The sequence below is a fragment of the Paucibacter hankyongi genome (assembly GCF_037482915.1).
GTDB classification, from domain to species: Bacteria; Pseudomonadota; Gammaproteobacteria; order Burkholderiales; family Burkholderiaceae_C; genus Paucibacter_A; species Paucibacter_A hankyongi.
On record NZ_JBBHJX010000004.1, the window covers coordinates 37667 to 55603 of the forward strand.

Annotated in this window: 15 protein-coding genes; 8 read left to right on the plus strand and 7 right to left on the minus strand. The window is 63.8% G+C overall.

The window, feature by feature from the left end; all coding sequences use genetic code 11:
- Positions 1 to 4 precede the first annotated feature (4 nt).
- From dxs to WG899_RS08455, 3 genes are read right to left on the minus strand one after another with little or no spacing between them, the layout of a single operon-like run.
- Positions 5 to 1939 (minus strand): 1-deoxy-D-xylulose-5-phosphate synthase, encoded by a 1935-nt coding sequence (dxs, locus tag WG899_RS08445; RefSeq protein WP_339595192.1) that lies wholly within the window; start codon positions 1937 to 1939, stop codon positions 5 to 7.
- A 13-nt stretch (positions 1940 to 1952) separates the two neighbouring features.
- Complete coding sequence (locus WG899_RS08450; protein ID WP_339595193.1) at positions 1953 to 2858, minus strand: polyprenyl synthetase family protein; 906 nt, start codon at positions 2856 to 2858, stop codon at positions 1953 to 1955.
- Entirely contained in the window at positions 2843 to 3094 is a 252-nt protein-coding gene (locus WG899_RS08455) for an exodeoxyribonuclease VII small subunit (RefSeq protein ID WP_339595194.1), read from the minus strand. The genes WG899_RS08450 and WG899_RS08455 overlap by 16 nt, the downstream gene beginning before the upstream one ends.
- A gap of 301 nt (positions 3095 to 3395) precedes the next feature.
- Here WG899_RS08455 and WG899_RS08460 point away from each other — a divergent pair, with 301 nt between their 5' ends.
- The 4 genes from WG899_RS08460 (at position 3396) to WG899_RS08475 (ending at position 6947) form a co-directional block, all read left to right on the plus strand.
- A complete protein-coding gene (locus tag WG899_RS08460; protein ID WP_339595195.1) occupies positions 3396 to 4523 on the plus strand; it encodes an aromatic ring-hydroxylating oxygenase subunit alpha in 1128 nt (375 codons plus the stop codon).
- Between the two features lie 109 nt (positions 4524 to 4632).
- Positions 4633 to 5541, plus strand: a complete 909-nt coding sequence (locus WG899_RS08465) for a DMT family transporter (RefSeq protein ID WP_339595196.1) — start codon at positions 4633 to 4635, stop codon at positions 5539 to 5541.
- A gap of 8 nt (positions 5542 to 5549) precedes the next feature.
- Positions 5550 to 6395, plus strand: a complete 846-nt coding sequence (locus WG899_RS08470; RefSeq protein WP_339595197.1) for a sulfurtransferase — start codon at positions 5550 to 5552, stop codon at positions 6393 to 6395.
- A gap of 117 nt (positions 6396 to 6512) precedes the next feature.
- Positions 6513 to 6947 (plus strand): universal stress protein, encoded by a 435-nt coding sequence (locus WG899_RS08475; RefSeq protein ID WP_339595198.1) that lies wholly within the window; start codon positions 6513 to 6515, stop codon positions 6945 to 6947.
- 41 nt (positions 6948 to 6988) lie between these two features.
- Here the strand turns inward: WG899_RS08475 and WG899_RS08480 are convergent, their stop codons facing one another.
- Positions 6989 to 7768 (minus strand): ZIP family metal transporter, encoded by a 780-nt coding sequence (locus WG899_RS08480; RefSeq protein ID WP_339595199.1) that lies wholly within the window; start codon positions 7766 to 7768, stop codon positions 6989 to 6991.
- Between the two features lie 208 nt (positions 7769 to 7976).
- On the opposite strand from WG899_RS08480, the gene ppx reads away from it, so the two are divergent.
- Positions 7977 to 9527 carry an exopolyphosphatase gene (ppx, locus tag WG899_RS08485; protein ID WP_339595200.1) on the plus strand — a complete coding sequence of 517 codons (1551 nt, stop codon included), beginning with the start codon at positions 7977 to 7979 and terminating at the stop codon, positions 9525 to 9527.
- 53 nt (positions 9528 to 9580) lie between these two features.
- Here the strand turns inward: ppx and WG899_RS08490 are convergent, their stop codons facing one another.
- From WG899_RS08490 to WG899_RS08500, 3 genes are read right to left on the minus strand one after another with little or no spacing between them, the layout of a single operon-like run.
- On the minus strand, positions 9581 to 10042 hold the full coding sequence (locus WG899_RS08490) for a SixA phosphatase family protein (protein WP_339595201.1): 462 nt from the start codon (positions 10040 to 10042) through the stop codon (positions 9581 to 9583).
- Positions 10043 to 10059: 17 nt separating this feature from the next.
- Positions 10060 to 12111 (minus strand): polyphosphate kinase 1, encoded by a 2052-nt coding sequence (ppk1, locus tag WG899_RS08495; RefSeq protein ID WP_339595202.1) that lies wholly within the window; start codon positions 12109 to 12111, stop codon positions 10060 to 10062.
- A 4-nt stretch (positions 12112 to 12115) separates the two neighbouring features.
- Positions 12116 to 13033, minus strand: a complete 918-nt coding sequence (locus tag WG899_RS08500) for a UDP-2,3-diacylglucosamine diphosphatase (RefSeq protein WP_339595203.1) — start codon at positions 13031 to 13033, stop codon at positions 12116 to 12118.
- Positions 13034 to 13134: 101 nt separating this feature from the next.
- Between WG899_RS08500 and WG899_RS08505 the strand changes: the two genes are divergently transcribed.
- The 3 genes from WG899_RS08505 to WG899_RS08515 all read left to right on the plus strand — a co-directional run bounded on the left by WG899_RS08505 (position 13135) and on the right by WG899_RS08515 (position 17932).
- On the plus strand, positions 13135 to 14076 hold the full coding sequence (locus tag WG899_RS08505) for a hypothetical protein (protein ID WP_339595204.1): 942 nt from the start codon (positions 13135 to 13137) through the stop codon (positions 14074 to 14076).
- Entirely contained in the window at positions 14073 to 15806 is a 1734-nt protein-coding gene (gene recJ / locus WG899_RS08510; RefSeq protein WP_339595205.1) for a single-stranded-DNA-specific exonuclease RecJ, read from the plus strand. Before WG899_RS08505 ends, recJ begins: the two co-directional genes overlap by 4 nt.
- Positions 15807 to 16024: 218 nt before the next feature.
- Positions 16025 to 17932 (plus strand): methyl-accepting chemotaxis protein, encoded by a 1908-nt coding sequence (locus WG899_RS08515; protein WP_339595206.1) that lies wholly within the window; start codon positions 16025 to 16027, stop codon positions 17930 to 17932.
- Positions 17933 to 17937 lie beyond the last annotated feature (5 nt).

Below are 17937 nucleotides of genomic sequence, written 5' to 3' on the forward strand. Positions count from 1 at the left end.
GGCATCACTGATTGGCGGCTTGTCGCAGCAGACTGGGTCGGGCGCCGAAGCGCTTGAGGATGGCTTGTTCGATGCCGCTGGCGTCCAGGCCGCAAGCAGCCATCAGCTTGGGCACCTCGCCGTGCTCGACGAATTCGTCAGGCAGGCCCAGCACCAAGATTGGCGGATTGAGACCGGCTGCCTGCAAGGCTTCCATCACGGCCGAACCGGCGCCGCCCATGACGCAGCCGTCTTCCACGGTGACGATGGCATCGTGGCTGCGCGCCAACTCGGTGACCAACTCGACATCGAGCGGCTTCACAAAACGCATATTGGCCACGGTCGCATCGAGCTGCTCTGCAGCCGTCAAAGCCGGATAGAGCAAGGTGCCGAAGGCGAGGATGGCGATGCGAGGAGCGCCGGCAGCACCGGAGAGCTGTGGCTTGCTCGATTCACGACGCAGCTCACCCTTACCCCAGGGCAAGAGACTCATGGTTTTTTGAACTTCGGTGCCCACGCCCGCGCCACGCGGGTAGCGCACCGTCACCGGACCTTGGTGTTGGAAGCCGGTGTAGAGCGCTTGACGGCATTCGTTCTCATCCGCCGGCGTCAGCACCGCCATATTCGGGATGCAGCGGGTGAAGGCGATGTCGTAGTTGCCAGCGTGTGTGGCGCCATCGGCACCCACCAGACCGGCGCGGTCCAAGGCGAACAGCACCGGCAGGTTCTGCAAGGCCACATCGTGGATCAATTGATCGTAGGCACGTTGCAAGAAGGTGGAGTAAATCGCCACCACCGGCTTCATGCCTTCGCAGGCCATGCCGCCGGCCACCGTCACCGCATGCTGCTCGGCGATGCCGACATCGTGATAGCGGGTCGGGAAGCGCTTGTGAAACTCCACCATGCCCGAGCCTTCGCGCATGGCCGGCGTGATGCCGATCAGGCGGCTGTCGGCCTCTGCCATATCGCAAAGCCAATCACCAAAGACCTGGGTGAAGCTGGTCTTGGCTGGCGTTGCCGATTTAACAAAGCCAACGGATGGATCAAAGATGCCGGGTGCGGCATGGTACTTGACCGGGTCCGCCTCGGCCAGCTTGTAGCCTTGGCCTTTTTTGGTCACCACATGGAGGAACTGCGGGCCTTTTTTGCTGCGCAGGTTCTCCAGGGTCGGGATCAAGGCGTCGAGGTCGTGGCCATCGATGGGGCCGACGTAGTTGAAGCCGAACTCTTCGAAGATGGTGCCGGGCACGACCATGCCCTTGGTGTGCTCTTCAAAGCGCTTGGCGAACTCGTACAGCGGTGTGTTCTTCAGCACCGACTTGGCGCCCTCGCGCGCCGAGGCGTAAAAGCTGCCGCTCATCAGGCGGGCCAGGTATTTGTTCAGCGCGCCGACCGGGGGGCTGATCGACATGTCGTTGTCGTTCAGGATCACCAGCACATCGCCCATCACGCCGCCATGGGCGACGCCGGCATTGTTCAGGGCCTCGAAGGCCATGCCGGCCGTCATCGCCCCGTCGCCGATGATGGCCACGGCCTTGCGATCCTCGCCCTTGAGCTTGGCGGCCATGGCCATGCCGTGGGCGGCCGAGATGGAGGTGCTGGAATGACCGGTACCGAAGGTGTCGTATTCACTCTCGTCGCGGCGCGGAAAACCGCTGATGCCGCCGGCGTGCCGAATCGTCTTCAAAGCCTCACGGCGACCAGTCAGCACCTTGTGCGGATAGGTTTGATGACCCACGTCCCAGACCAAACGGTCATGCGGCGTGTTGAACACATAGTGCAGAGCCACGGTCAACTCGACGGTGCCGAGGTTGGAGCCCAGATGGCCGCCGATGCGCGAGTTGGACAAAGCGTCCAGCACATAGGCACGCAGCTCACCGGCCAGCTTAGGCAACTCGCTGCGCGAAAGGCGTCGCAGATCGGCCGGGCTGTCAATGGTTTGCAGCAAGGGATAGCTCATGGGAATCTGCCTCTCAGCTGTCACGCTCGACGACCATATCGGCCAACAGGCTCAACCAGGCCGTGCCGTTCAAACCACTGTTGGCCAAGGCCTGTTGCGCTTGCGCGCGCAATTGCTGCGCCAAATCCCGGGCCGGCTGCAGGCCCAGAATGCTGACGTAGGTCGGCTTATTGGCGTCCTGATCCTTGCCGGCGGTCTTGCCCAGCACGCTGGAGTCCTGCGTGACGTCCAAAATGTCGTCCACCACCTGGAAAGCCAATCCCAGCGCAGCGCCATATTCGGACAGCGCCGCCGTTGCGCGATCACTGCAGGGGCCACACGCGGCCCCCATCATCACACTGGCCTGCAAAAGCACACCCGTCTTGCGGCGATGCATATCGCGCAAGGTGCATTCGTCCAACTGCTTGCCCACACTGGCCAAGTCGATGGCCTGCCCCCCGGCCATGCCGGCATGGCCGGCAGAGCGAGCCAGCAGCGCACACAAGCGCGCCTGCAAGGCCGGCGCCACACCACTGTCGGGCGTCAAGACATCAAAGGCCAAGGCCTGCATGGCATCACCGGCCAACATGGCCTGCGCTTCACCATACTTGACATGCACGGTCGGCTTGCCGCGGCGCAAAACGTCGTCATCCATGCAGGGCATATCGTCATGCACCAGCGAATAGGCATGGATCAACTCGACCGCGCAGGCGGCACGCATGGCCGCCTCGGTATCGCCCGCGACGGCTTCGCAAGTAGCCAGCACCAGCAAAGGGCGCAAGCGTTTGCCACCATCCAGGACCGCATAGCGCATCGCCTCGCCGAGGCCCGCAGGCGCATCAGCAGGCACAAAGCCATCGAGCGCCTTTTCGCATGCAGCGAGTGAGCGCTGCATCCATTGTTCAAACACACCAGCATCCACGCTCAGGACTCTCCCCATTGTTTCAATCCCTCGCCCTCCAGCACCTTGACTTGTTGTTCTACGGCCTGAAGGCGCGAGCGGCAGAATCCCAGCAGTTCTGCCCCACGTCGGTAACTCTCTAGCAACTGATCCAGCGGCAATTGTCCGGCCTCCATATCGGCCACCAGCCGTTCCAGCTCGGCAAGTGCATGCTCATAGCTGGCGGCGACAACGTCTTTTGACGCGGTTTTGGTGGTGCTGCTGGATCGGGTCATTTCGATAGGCGAAAACTGCGATTGTAGTCAGAGGCCCTATGACATATGTCATCAAGCCGCCACGCCCATTAGAAGGATGTTGCGCAGAATCGAGCCAAGCCGGCTCCAATGGGTACAATCCCGCCCTTTCTGCGTCTGCTCGTAGTTCGGCACGCAGCTCCTTAGTACGCGACCCCGGCATCTGATTTCATCGCGCCGGCACTTGAATCCCCCCGGGCTCGCATCCGGGCTCGCAATAAGCGCGCTTCAAAGCACGCCAGCAAGCGCGTCAGGCGAGGATTCTCGGAGACCCAATTGGATCATGTCCGACCAGAGTATTTCCCTCTCAGCGATTGAACGCAGCACCCCGACTAGCAAGCCCTCGCAGCTACCCGTCACGTCTTATTTCGACGAAGACCTGTTCCGTAGGGAACAAGAACTAATTTTTCAGCATGGCCCGCGCTATTTGGGCCACGCCTTGGCCGTCCCAGAAGTGGGCGACTATTACGCGCTGCCGCAAGAGGGCGAAGGTCGTGCGTTGGTTCGCACGCCGCAAGGCCTGGAATTGATTTCGAATGTGTGCCGCCATCGCCAGGCCGTGATGTTGCGAGGCCGCGGCAATACACGCAGCAATATCGTCTGCCCCTTGCACCGCTGGACCTATGACCTGAAGGGCGAATTGATCGGGGCGCCGCATTTCGACCATGACCCCTGCCTGAACCTGAATCGCTACAAACTGCGCGAGTGGAACGGCCTGCTGTTCGAGGACAACGGACACGATGTGGCGGCCGAGTTGAAAAACCTCAGCGTCGCCAAGGACTTGGACTTCTCCGGCTATGTGCTGGACAAGGTGCATGTGCACCAGTGCGACTACAACTGGAAGACCTTCATTGAGGTCTATCTGGAGGACTACCACGTTGGTCCCTTCCACCCCGGTCTGGGCCAGTTTGTCACCTGCGATGACCTCAGCTGGGAAATGGGCCGCCATCACTCGGTGCAAAAAGTCGGCATCCACAAAGATCTGGCCAAACCGGGCTCGGCTGTCTACCAGCGCTGGCACGATCAATTGCTGAAGTTCCGTGGCGGCGCCACACCGGAAGCCGGTGCCATCTGGTTGACCTATTACCCGCACATCATGGTGGAGTGGTACCCACATGTGCTGGTGGTATCGACCATGTTCCCGAAGGGGCCGCAGCAAACCGCCAACATCGTCGAGTTCTACTACCCGGAAGAAATCGCCGCCTTCGAGCGCGAATTTGTCGAGGCACATCAGGCCGCCTATATGGAGACCTGTGTTGAAGACGACGAAATCGCCTTGCGCATGGATGCCGGTCGGCGCGCGCTGATGGAGCGCGGCGACAACGAGGTCGGCCCCTACCAAAGCCCGATGGAAGACGGCATGGAGCACTTCCACCAGTGGTATCGACGCGAAATGAAGATGCCGGCCTGACCACGCCGCCCCGATAGTCAGGGTCGCACCGAACAACGCCCCGCGCAGCCCGCTGCCGGGGCGTTTTGCTTTTTCCGGCCGCTTGATCGCGGCTGGCCATAATGACGCCATGTCCGCCCCCTTGATGATGATTTGCGCCAGCTTTTTGTTTGCCAGCATGGGGGTATGCGTCAAGCTGGCCTCGGCGTTCTACCCGGCGGGCGAGATCGTCATGTACCGCGGCGCCATTGGTGCAGTGCTCTTAGGGGCACTCACCCTCGTCCGAGGCCAAAGCCTACGTACCAGCGTGCCGGCCATGCACTTCTGGCGCAGCCTGTCCGGCGTCATCGCCCTGTCGCTGTGGTTCTACGCCATAGGCAAACTGCCTTTGGCCACCGCCATGACGCTGAACTACATGTCATCGGTCTGGATGGCCCTGTTTTTGATTGGCGGCGCCGTCATGCTGGGCAGCGCCCGCGTCGATGGGCGCCTGGTGGCGGCCGTCTTGGCGGGCTTTGTCGGCGTTGCCCTGGTGCTGCGCCCGACGCTGGATCAACAACAGCTGTGGCACGGGTTGGCTGGCCTACTCTCCGGCATGTTGGCCGCGATGGCCTATCTGCAAGTGACCGCCTTGGGCCGGGCCGGCGAGCCGGAATACCGCATCGTGTTCTATTTTTCGCTCGGCGGCGCCTTGGCGGGAGCGATCAGCACCCTGGCACTCAATTGGAGTGAGCAAACCCGTCCGCACGGGCATAGCCTGAAGGGCGCCGCCCTGCTCTTGGCGGTCGGCTTGTTGGCCACCGCGGCCCAGATGCTGATGACGCGCGCCTATGCCGAAGGCAAGACCCTCGCCATCGCCTGTCTGCAGTACCTGGGCATCGTGTTCGCCTTCCTCTACGGCGCCTTGCTGTTCCAAGACCCGCTGACGCCCTGGGCCTTGGCCGGCATGCTTTTGATCATCATCGCCGGCGTAGCCGCCACCTTGCTTCGCGCCCACAGCACCCCACCCGACAGCCAACATACCGTCAACGAATCATGAGCCAAGCCATGCCCTTTCAAACCCTGATTTCTAGCGCCGAGTTGCACGCCCTGGGCGCGGCGCCGCTGTTGATCGACGTCAGCTTCGACCTAAGCAATACCGAGGCCGGCGAGACCGCCTACCAGCAGTCGCACCTGCCAGGAGCCCACTATCTGCACCTGGATCGCGATCTCAGCAGCAAAAAAATTGATGATGAAGGCCGCTTCAAAGGTCGCCACCCGCTGCCGCAGCGCGAGCAATTTGCCCTGCGCATGCAGCAACTCGGTCTGAACAAGGGCCAGCAAGTGGTGGCCTATGACGGACAAGGCGGCATGTACGCCGCCCGGCTGTGGTGGATGCTGCGCTGGCTGGGCCATGCCCCGGTGGCGGTATTGGATGGAGGCCTGCAGGTCTGGCAGGCGTCTGGCGGGGCGATGAATAGCGAAACTCCCCCAAGCCGCGTCGGGGATTTTCAAGCGGCAGCCAGCTTGGTCGAGCACGTGTCGGCCGATCAACTACAAGCGCAGCTAGGCCAAGTCCGCCTGATCGACGCTCGTGCCCCCGAGCGCTTCCGTGGCGAGGTCGAGCCGCTGGACAACAAGGCCGGCCACATTCCCGGCGCCAGCAATCGGCTGTTCAAGAACAATTTGCAGGCCGATGGTCGTTTCAAGCCGGCCGAGGTTCTACGCGCCGAATGGGAGGCGCTGCTGGCCCCGTTCAATTCGGCCCAGGTCGTGCACCAATGTGGCTCCGGCGTCACCGCCTGCCACAACCTGCTGGCCATGCAATATGCCGGTCTTGTCGGCTCGCAGCTCTACCCGGGTTCCTGGAGCGAATGGTCATCCGACCCGACCCGACCGGTCGCCATCGGATAAGCCCGCTGGCCTTTGAACTTGACATAGCGCAAGATTGCAATCGCCGACCGACGCGACACTGATCTTGCTCGTTAGGGTTGCGTCAACCCTGAAACCCATTCCAACAGGAGGTTTGTCATGTTCAAGCGAATTCTGGTCCCTACCGACGGTTCCGAGATCAGCACCAAGGCCCTGGAAACCGCCATCGGTATGGCACGCATCCACGGTGCCACCCTGTACTCGCTCAGCGTCAAGGAACCCTTCCCCTACAGCGCCGTGTCGGAAATGCAACCGACACCGCCGCAGGAGTTCTTCGACGCGCAGGAGCGCATTGCTTCGGCCCGCATCAAGGCGGTGCTGAATGCTGCCGAGGCCGCCGGCGTGCCCTGCGAGGGCCACACCATCGAAGCGCTGCATGCCTGGGAAGCCATCATCGAACATGCCGGCACCAAGCAATGCGACCTGGTCGTGATGGCCTCACATGGTCGCCGTGGCGTGCAAGCCTTGCTGCTGGGCAGCGAAACCCAGAAAGTACTGACGCATTGCACGATTCCCGTGCTGGTGGTTCGTTGAACCCAGACTCCGCCAGGGCGGAGTCTTCAGTCAGTAGCAGATCAGTGTTGGTGGCTCGAAACAGCCACCACCATCACCACCAAGCCCAGGCCTGCGCCCAACCAGGCCAGTTGCAAGGCGGTCTCGCGCCAAGGCAGGCGGCGTTGCAATTGCGGAATCAAGTCGGCCACAGCCACATAGATGAAGCTGCTGCTGGCCGCCACCAACAGGTATGGGAACAAGCTTTCCCAAGGGCCGACCACAAAGTAGCCCAGCACACCGCCGGCCACCGCCGCCAGGCCCGAGATGGCGTTGAACAGCAGCGCCTTGCCGCGCGAGAAGCCGGCATTCAAGAGCACGATGTAATCCCCCACCTCCTGCGGAATCTCGTGGGCGACGATCGCCAGCGAGGTCACCAAGCCCAGGTGCGGATCGGCCAAAAACGCCGCGGCAATGATGATGCCGTCGCAGAAATTGTGGATGCTGTCGCCCACCAAGACACTCATGCCGCCGCGCCCGGCTTGCTCGGCATCGAAGTGATGATGGTGATGGTGGCCATCGCCCTCATGGTGGTGGTTGTGACGGTACAACTCGGCCTTTTCCAGCAAGAAAAAGAACATCAAGCCGCCCAGCAGCACCATGAACAGCGAATGCGGGCTGGCCTTGCTCTCGAAGGCTTCGGGCAAGACATGCAGCAGCGCCGTTCCTAACAAGACGCCGGTCGACAAGCCGACCAGATGCTTAACCACCCGTCCCAAGAGACTGACCGTCAGGCTGGCCGAGATCAACACCGACAACAAGCCGCCCGCCAAAGTGGCCAGCACGATATAAAAAAGAGTCATGTTTTTCCAGTGAACCCTGCGCCCAAACACGAACCGCGCTCAAGCGGCGCGGTTGTATCGGCTTCAGCCCCCGGCATGCAGGGGTTTGGCGCAGCTTGCATCTTATCAATCGTGTCAAGCGCCCTCGAACTGGCCGCTGACGCAGCAGCCCCAGCGAAAGCTTGGCTCTGACCCAAAATTGACGTCTTTTGCAACGACAATCGCGCGCATGAATTTGCCTGCTGCATCCAAGAATCTCGAAACCGCTGCCCCACTGACTCAGACGCCGGCTGCCCCGCTCGCCTCCATCGACATGGGCTCCAACAGTTTCCGCTTGGAAATCGCGCACATGCCGCGCGGCCAGTACAAGCGCCTGGAATATTTGAAAGAAACGGTTCGCTTGGGCGCCGGCCTCGACAGCGAAGGCATGCTGACCGAAGCCGCCATGCAGCGGGGGCTCGAATGCCTGCGCCGCTTCGCGCAGCGCCTGGTCGGCTTCCCCGCCACACGCGTGCGCGCCGTCGCCACCCAGACCTTGCGCGAAGCGAAAAACCGCAACGCCTTTTTAGAGCGAGCAAAGGACGCATTGGGCTTCCCCATCGAAGTCATTTCGGGCCGCGAAGAAGCACGCCTGATCTTCGCCGGCGTGGCCCGCCTGCAGCCCTCCAATCAGCCCCGACTGGTGATCGACATCGGCGGCCGCTCTACCGAGATGATTCTGGGCAAGGGCCGCAAGCCGCTGACCGCCGAGTCCTTCCAGGTCGGCAGCGTCAGTCTCTCGCTGCGATTCTTCCCCGACGGCAAATTCACGGCCGACGCCTTCAGAGCCGCACAAGTTGCGGCCGGCGCCGAATTGGAAGAAGCGCTGACCCTGTTCAAGCCCTCGATGTGGGTCGAAGCACTGGGTTCCTCCGGCACGGTCGGTGCGGTGGCACAGATTCTCGCAGCCAGCGGTGTGACCGATGGCCGCATCACGCCCGACGCGCTGCGCTGGTGCATCGAACAAGCGCTGGCCGCAGGCAGCATGGACAAGCTCAAGCTGCCCGGCCTGAAGGAAGACCGCCGCGCGGTGGTGGGCGGCGGCCTGTGCATCCTCTACACCTTGTTGACCCAGTTCGGCATCGAGGAGTTGCTGCCGGCCAAGGGTGCGCTGCGACAAGGCGTTATCTTTGACCTGGTCGAGCGCCTCGAAGCCGAAAGCGCGGCCGCGCTGGGTCTTGCCGCTGCCGATATGCGGGATGCTTCGGTGCTGGCCTTGCAACGCCGCTTCTCGGTCGACCAGGCGCAAGCGCAGCGGGTCGGCGAGGTGGCCAAGAAACTCTACGGCCAGTTGCAGCCGCGCGCCACCCGCGAGCGCCAGCGCGAACTTGCCTGGGCCGCTGCCCTGCATGAAATCGGCATGATGGTGTCGCACCACGATCACCACCGTCACAGCGCCTATCTGCTCGCCCATGTGGATGCGGCCGGCTTCTCGCAAGACCAACTCAAGCGTCTGGGCAATTTGGCCCTGGGGCAGCGCGGGGGCTTGCGCAAGCTCGACGGCTTGCTCAGCGACGAAAGCCTGCTGTGGCAATTGCTCAGCCTGCGTCTGGCCTTGATCAAATGCCATGGCCGCGACAGCGTCGATGCCAATGCCTTGCGCCTGACCCGCCAGGGCCATCGCGTGCGCGTGAACCTGCCGAAGAACTGGACTGAGCTACGTCCACGCACTTACTTCCTGCTGCAAGAAGAGGCGGAAGCTTGGGCACGCAGCGGTGTGCTGGAACTGACCCTGGTTTGAGCTGATAAGCCGAAGGCCCGGAGTCCTTGCATCGCTTGGCGCTTAGGCCGGGCCTATAAAAAGTCGGCCGACTGCACCGCCTGCAAGACGACTTCCGACTGGCCCTCGCGCACCCGCGAGCGCAGCCACCAGACCGCGCCCTTTTTGACCGACCAAGGCAAGTCTTGCCCGGTCAGCAAACGCGCCGCCAACTGACCCAGCGTCGGCTGATGGCCGATCAAGAGCACCGGCTCCGCGGCCAATGGCCAGCGTGCCGCGGCCAGCAAGTCATCCACGCTGGCGTCGGGCGCAATCGAAGGCACGACGCGCACCTCGCGCCCCAAGGCCTCGGCCGTGGCGCGGGTGCGTACCGCCGGGCTGACCAAGACGCGCGTGCTCGCCGCCAAGCGGTGGTTCAACCAATGCGCCATCCGCTGCGCCTGCCGCTCACCCTTGGAGGTCAGGCAGCGCTGCAGATCGGTGGAACCCTCGCGCAAGAGTTCGGCTTCCGCATGGCGCCACAAGATCAGATCCATCGCCGCTCCTGCCGCGCTTACTCGGACGAATAGCGCCGCATCAGCGCCTGCTGAGCGCTGACGCCTTTGTCCGACACGCGCACCGAGTGCCCATCCGGGCCCAGCTGCCAGGCGTCCAGGCTGTCATACAGATAGGGCTGCAAGCCCTCATCGATGACGCGCTGGCGCAGCTTCTGGTCGCGCACCGGCCATGCCACCTCGATGCGGCGGAACATATTGCGACTCATCCAGTCGGCACTGGACAAATACAAGGCCTCGTCCTCTTCGCCGGGACCCCAACGGAAATAGCAAATGCGCGTGTGCTCCAGGAAGCGCCCCACCACCGAGCGCACCAGAATGTTCTCGCTGATGCCCGGCAAGCCCGGCGGCAGCATGCACGCACCACGCACGATCAAATCGATCTTGACGCCGGCCTGCCCGGCTTTCAGCAGCCCGTCGATCAATTCGGCGTCGGTCAAGGCATTGATCTTGATCACCACGCGTGCGGTGCCGCCGGCCCGCGCCGCCTCGGCCACCTGGGCCAGGTGTTCCATCATGCGGCTGTGCAAATTGAAAGGCGCCAACAGCAATTGGCGCGGCATCTTGATCTTGCCCAGCGAGGCCAGTTGGCGGAACACCGAGTCGGCGTCCGAGGTCAGCTCTGGGTCGGCGGTCAGGTAGCCCAGATCGGTGTAGAAACGCGCCGTCCGCGGGTTGTAGTTCCCAGTGGACAAATGGGCATAACGCTTGAAACGATTGCCCTCGCGGCGCGTCACCAGCAAGAGCTTGGCGTGGGTCTTGAAACCGACGATGCCATACACCACCTGCGCGCCCACTGCTTCCAGCCGCTCGGCCCAATTGATATTGGCCTCTTCGTCAAAGCGAGCCTTCAACTCAACGACGGCCATCACCTCTTTGCCGCGCCGCGCCGCTTCGATCAAGAGATCCATCAGTACCGACTTGCTGCCGGTGCGGTAGATGGTTTGCTTGATCGCCATCACATCAGGGTCTTCCACCGCTTCGCGCAGAAACTGCACCACCGGATCGAAGCTCTCGAAGGGATGGTGCAAAAGCACATCACCCTTGCGCAGCCGATCAAAGATCGACTTCTGGCGCGGCAGCTGGCCCTGCGGCCAGACCGGCTCATGGGGCTCAAAGCGCAGTGCGGGCGCATCGGTCTGGTCGATCAGCTCGTTCAGTCGCACCAAATTAACCGGTCCATTGACCCGGTACAGCGCCGCCGCCGGCAGGCCGAATTGCTCCAACAAGAATTGCGCCAATTCGGTCGGGCAGCTGTTGACCACCTCCAAGCGCACAGCCACACCAAAATGGCGCGTTGTCAGGCCGGAACGCAGGGCATGGCGCAGATTGGCGATCTCTTCCTCGTCGACCTCCAGATCGGAGTCGCGGGTGACGCGGAACTGCGAAAAAGCCTCGACCTTGCGGCCCGAGAACATGTCTTCCAGATGCGCCCGAACCACGCTGGTCAGCAGCACAAAGGCCTGCTGCCCCTCGCTGATCGCCGCCGGCAGCTTGATGACCCGCGGCAACACCCGCGGCACCTTGACGATGGCAATGCGGTTGTCGCGCCCAAAAGCGTCCTTGCCCGACAGCCGGGCAATGAAGTGCAGCGACTTGTTGGCCACCTGCGGAAAGGGGTGCGCCGGGTCCAGCCCCACCGGCACCAGCAAGGGTCGCACCTCACGCTCGAAGAACTTGGCCACCCAGGCACGCTGCGCCTCATTGCGGTCCGCGTGGTTGAGGATGACGATGCGCTCATCGCGCATTTTTGGCGCCAACTGCTCGTTGAAGATCGCGTATTGCTCGTCGATCAAAGCGTGCGCCAAGCGCCCCACGCGCTCCACATCACGGCTGCTCACCAGGCTGTTCGGGTCGCGCGCCGCGTCCAACATATCGGCAAAACGCACCTCGAAAAACTCGTCCAGATTGGAGGAGACGATGCAGATATAGCGCAGCCTCTCCAGCAGCGGCACATCAAGTCGCTGCGCCTGCGCCAGCACACGCCGATTGAATTCAAGAATGGCCTGCTCGCGATTGAGCAGGGCGACGGGAGTGCTTTCTAGGGTCATCACCTTATTTTAAGGCAGGGGCGTGCACGCTAACGGAGGCCTCCCGCAGACCCTGCGCGGCGGCCGGCGCGGCCACACGCCGGTCCAGGGCGCTCCAGTCCAAAATTTCCAAACGGCCATCGGCATGCTCAACCAAGGCGGTCAGGCTCTCGACCCAGTCACCATCATTGGCATAGAGGATGCCGTCGATATCGCGCAACTCGGCATGGTGGATATGGCCACAGACGACGCCGTGCACGCCGCGCTTGCGCGCCTCCTTGGCCACGGCCACTTCAAAGTCCGAGATAAAGCTGACGGCCCGCTTGACCTTCAGCTTCAGATATTTGGACAGGCTCCAATACGGCAGCCCCATGCGGGCCCGCAAACGGTTCAGGTAGCTATTGAGCTTGAGCGTGAACTCATAGGCGGTGTCGCCCACATGGGCCAACCACTTGGCGCACTGGATGACGCCGTCAAACAAATCACCATGGGTCACCCACAGCTTGCGACCATCGGCCGTCTCGTGAATCCACTCGTGCGCGACCTCGATGCCGCCAAAGCTGTGGTGCAGATATTTGCGCGCAAACTCATCATGGTTGCCGGGAATGAAGATCACCCGGCAGCCCTTGCGCGCCTTGCGGAGCAGCTTTTGCACCACATCGTTGTGCGCCTGCGGCCAGTACCAGTTGCGCCGCAGCTGCCAGCCATCAATGATGTCGCCGACCAAAAACAGCTGCTCGCACTCCACATCGCGCAAGAACTCCAGCAAGGCCTCCGCCTGGCAGCCGGGCGTGCCCAGATGGAGGTCAGAGATCCAGACCGTGCGAAAGCGCTGACTCCCCACCTCGGCAGGCTCGGCAGCCGGCCTTTCGGGCGAATCGAGTGAATCGGTTTCAACGGCGAGGGCGGCGGCGGCTCGCGCCAGGGCGTGGTCGTGCTGCATGGCGCTGACTGTGATGCCCGGCCATGTCGGCGGCGTGGCAGCTTTGTGAAGCTTGCGTGACACCCACCCCGGCAGCGCGCCCTCGCCTCGATAATCCCTCCATGCATCTGATGATTCCCTACGCCAGCGCCACCGGCGACGCCGCCGCCCACACCCTGGCCGAGTTACCGCTCCCGCATCTGTCCGAATTGCTCGCCCTGTTGCGGGCCGATGGCTCAGCACTGGGCAGCGATGAATTCAGCTTCAATACCCCGTATGAATTGGCCCTGGCCGATTTGCGCGCCTGCCGGGCCGAGGCCGGGTGCCTGCCCACCGCGGCCTGGGCTTCGACGGCCCCAGAAGGGCCTGGCGACCGGGCCTGGGCGCGGCTGACGCCGATTCACCTGGCAGTGGGCAGCGACCAGATCACCGCCCTGCCGCCGGAAAGCCTGTCCCTCAGCGAAGCCGAATCGCAGCAATTCTTTGACAGCTTGGCCGAGCTGTGGCCCGCTGACGAAGGCTGGCAGGCGCGTTGGCAAGGCAGCAATTGCTGGCTGATCGCACACCCCAGCCTCGCCGGTTTGGCCAGCGCCAGCCTGGACCGGGTCTTGCATCGCCATGTAGACAGCTGGATGCCCAGCGCCCGGCGGCTACGCACACTGCAAAACGAAATCCAGATGCTGCTTCATGGCCTGCCCTTGAATCACGAACGCGAGTCGCGCGGCGCCCTGCCCCTGAACTCGGTCTGGATCAGCGGATGCGGCGTCGACTCCGGCAGTAAACCGCTCCCCAAGGATCTGCACATCGACGAGTGCTTGCGCGAGCCGCTGCTGGCGGGCGACTGGCAGTCCTGGAGTCGCGCCTGGGTGCAATTGGACGCAGGCCCGGTCGCGCAGCTGCTGGCGCAGGTGCAAGCCGGCGGTCAAGAGCCGCTGACGCTGACTTTGTGCGGCGAGCGCTTGTCGCAGACCTGGCGCAGCCAGCCCAGGCCGCGCCTGCAAGCCCTCTGGCAGCGCTGGCTGCCGCCGCGCGCCAACACCGCCACCTTGCTGGGGGCGCTATGAACACACCGCAATTGCTGACCCGCGAGGTGCCACCGCGGGCCGCATGGGCGCTGGAGCAGGCCGGCATCTCGCCCTTGTTGGCCCAGCTGTTCGCGGCCCGCGGTGTGCGTAGTGCCGACGAGTTAGACGAGGGCCTGGCCCGGCTGCTGCCACCCGAGGGTCTGAAAGGCATAGACGCGGCCGCAGCGCTGCTGGCCGACAGCCTGGACCAGGGCGCACGCATCTGCATCGTCGCCGACTACGACTGCGACGGCGCCACCGCCTGCTGCGTGGCGCTGCGCGGTTTGGCTCTGCTGGGCTTTCAGCCGCAGCAGCTTTGCTATGTGGTGCCGGACCGCGCCATCCACGGCTATGGCCTAACCCCGGCGATTGTGGAACTGGCCCTGCCGCTGCGGCCGCAACTGTTGATGACGGTGGACAACGGCATCGCCAGCTTGGCGGGCGTTGCCCATGCCCAGGCGATGGGCTTGCAGGTGCTGGTCACCGACCACCATCTACCGGCGCTGGTGAATGAGGTGATCGAGTTGCCCGCGGCCGATGCCTTGGTCAACCCCAGCCAGCCCGGCTGCGGTTTCGAGAGCAAAAACCTGGCCGGCGTGGGCGTGGCTTTTTATGTGCTGCTGGCGCTGCGCAGCGAGTTGCGCAAGCGCGGGCGCTATGACGCTGCCCAGCAACCCAAGCTGGACGGTCTGCTCGACCTGGTGGCGCTGGGCACGGTGGCCGATGTGGTCAAGCTCGATGCCAACAACCGCCGCCTGGTCGCGCAAGGGCTCAAGCGCATGCGCGCCGGGCGGGCGCAGCCCGGCATTGCCGCCTTGTTCACGGCGGCCGGCCGCGATATGGCCCGTGCCAATGCCATGGACCTGGGCTTCGCGCTCGGGCCGCGCATCAACGCGGCGGGGCGCCTGTCGGACATGACGCTGGGCATTGAATGCCTGCTCTGCGACGAACCGACCCGCGCGCTAGAACTGGCGCGCCAGCTCGATGCAATCAACCGAGAGCGGCGCGACATCGAGGCCGATATGCGCGAGCAGGCCGAGCAAAAGCTCGAACGCCTGATGCAAGACCCGCGCCTGCAAGGCGAGCCGCCACCGGCGCTGGCCTTGTTCGAGGCCGAGTTTCACGAAGGCGTGGTCGGCATCATCGCCTCGCGCTTGAAGGACCGGGTGCACCGCCCCAGCTTTGTATTCGCACGCGGCGCCGACGGGCAGCTGAAGGGTTCGGGGCGATCGATCCCGGGCTTCCACTTGCGTGACGCGCTCGACCTGATCAGCAAGCGCCACCCCCAGGTGCTGAAGAAATTTGGCGGCCACGCGATGGCCGCCGGCTGCACCTTGGCCGATGACGGCTTCGAACTGTTTGCCACCGCCCTGCAGCAAGTCGCCCGCGAATGGCTGGACGCCGCCGCGCTGACCCGCACGCTGCGCACCGACGGGCCGCTGCCGCCCGAAATGTTCAGCCCCGCCGCCGTGCGCGAGCTGGATGCACAGGTCTGGGGCCAGGCCTTTGAGGCGCCGCTGTTTTGTGACCCGGTGGAGGTCGTGTCGCAGCGCATCGTCGGCGAGCGGCATCTGAAGCTGCGCGTCCGCCAGGCCGGCGTGCTGCGCGACGCCATCTGGTTCGGTCACATTGACCCGGTGCCCACTTCGGGCCACCTGGCCTACCGCCTCAGCCTGGACGAATACCAGGGGCAACAACGGGTGCAGATGGTGGTTGAAGCGATGGTCTGAGGGTGGGCAAGGTGCAGCATTGCCGCTGCGCCCTCGCCTACCGCCAAGCCCAAGGCGTGAATTGTTCTCAATCGGCACAATTCACTGGGAGCGTACGAGGCTGCGCTCGACTCGCGTCATCTTTCTGTCACAGCGGGGGACTCCAATCGGACTGTATCGTTTTGAATCACTTCACGTGACCCCAAGCCGCGTCCGACGGCAGCACCTATTCCCCCCGCATGAATATTTTCAAATTTTCCGCGCCCCTGAGCCTGCGCGGCCGCCTAGGGCTGATCGGCCTGATCGCCATGTTGCTGGCCCTGTTGCCCAGTGGCCTGCTGATTCGCAGTTATGCCCAAGAGCTGAGCCTGGTGGCTCGCGAAGCGCAAGGACTGCCGGTCAATGAGGCCTGGCACCATGTGCTGAGCAGCCTGCAAGCGCATCGGCAACTGGCCGCCGAGGGCCTGTCCACCCGCCCGGAAGCCCGCCAACAATGGCCAGTCGCCCGCCAAGCCCTCAAGGCCGCATTGACCAGCCTTGAGCAGGCATGGGCGACCCTGCCTACATCCTCTGCCACGCCCGCTGACGTCAGCCAATCTTTGGCGCAGGAGTTGGAGCGCCTCTACGCCGACCTCGACGCCGGCAAGCTTGACGTGGCCAAACTGCTGGCCCGTCAACAAGCCATCAGTGCGCAGGTCTTCCGCGCCATCGCCGATTTCAATGGCGACGCCGGCCTGCTGCTCGACACCGACGCCGCCAACCACGCCGCCATCGTCGCCGGCCTGCAGGCCGCGCCGCAGGTCGAAGACGCGCTGTCGGAGTTGGGCAGCATCGCGCGCGCCGCCGCAGTGGACGATGTGGCGGGCGTCACCGCGGCCCTGACCCGCTACCGGGAACACAGCGACCTGATGCTGCAACAGATGCAGGCGGCCGAACGCGCCGGCGGAGCGCTGGGCCAAACCTTGGCGCCGCTGGTGCAGCAAGCACGGGCACAGCGCAAGCTGGTCGATGACACCATGCAGGCGGCCGCCCAAGACGTGAACTACCCCCTCGAACAATTGGCCGCCGGCTTTGGTGGCGCTGCCAAGCTGCAAGCGGAACTCTCTAGCCAGGTTCTGGCCGGCCTGAAGACGGCGCTGAATGAGCGCAGCGAGCAGGCCGAGTTCCGGCGCAATCTTTTGCTCGTTTTGATGCCCTTGATGCTGGCCATGCTGGGCCTGATGCTGCTGCGCGCGATCCGTCAGTTGCTGGAGCCGGTGGCGCAGATGGTGGAGATCACCGAGCGCATTGCGGTCGGCGACTTAAGCCAGCCCATCCCGCAAGGTCGCCAGGACGAACTGGGCCGGGTACTGCAGGCCATGGACCATATGCAGCAGCGCCTGCGCCGCTTGGTCGAACAAATCCACAGCGGCGCCGGACACATCCGCCAGGCCGCGCAAGAAATTGCCGACGGCAACCAGGACCTGAGCCAGCGGACCGAGACCGCCGCCGCCCATCTGCAGCAAACCTCCTCCAGCGTTGACCTGCTGGACCAGGCCGTGCAGCACAGCAGCCGTGCCGCCGCCGAAGCCACGGCCTTGGCCCGCAGCGCCAGCGGCATGGCCAGCAATGGTGGCGAGGTGGTCGAGCAAGTGGTCAACACCATGGCGGCGATCCACGAATCGAGCCAGCGCATCGCCGACATTACCGGCGTCATCGACGGCATCGCTTTCCAAACCAATATCCTGGCGCTGAACGCCGCCGTCGAAGCGGCGCGCGCCGGCGAGCAGGGGCGCGGCTTTGCGGTCGTGGCCAGCGAAGTGCGGGCACTGGCTGGCCGCAGCGCCGAGGCGGCCAAGGAGATCAAACAGCTGATCCAACGATCGGTGGAACGGGTCGAAAGCGGCAGCGAGTTGGCCACAAACGCCGGCTCGGCCATGCGGCAAATCGTCGGCCAGGTGCAGCAAGTCACCGAGGTCATGCTGGGCATGGACGGACAGGCCCGCGCCCAAGCCGGCCAGACCCGCGAACTGGGCCGCGCGGTGCGTTCCATCGACAATATGACGCAGCAAAACGCGGCCCTGGTTGAGCAGTCGGCCACGGCCGCCAAGCTGCTGCGTAGCCAGGCCGAATCGATGGACTTGTCGGCTCAGGCCTTCAAGCTCTGAGCCCT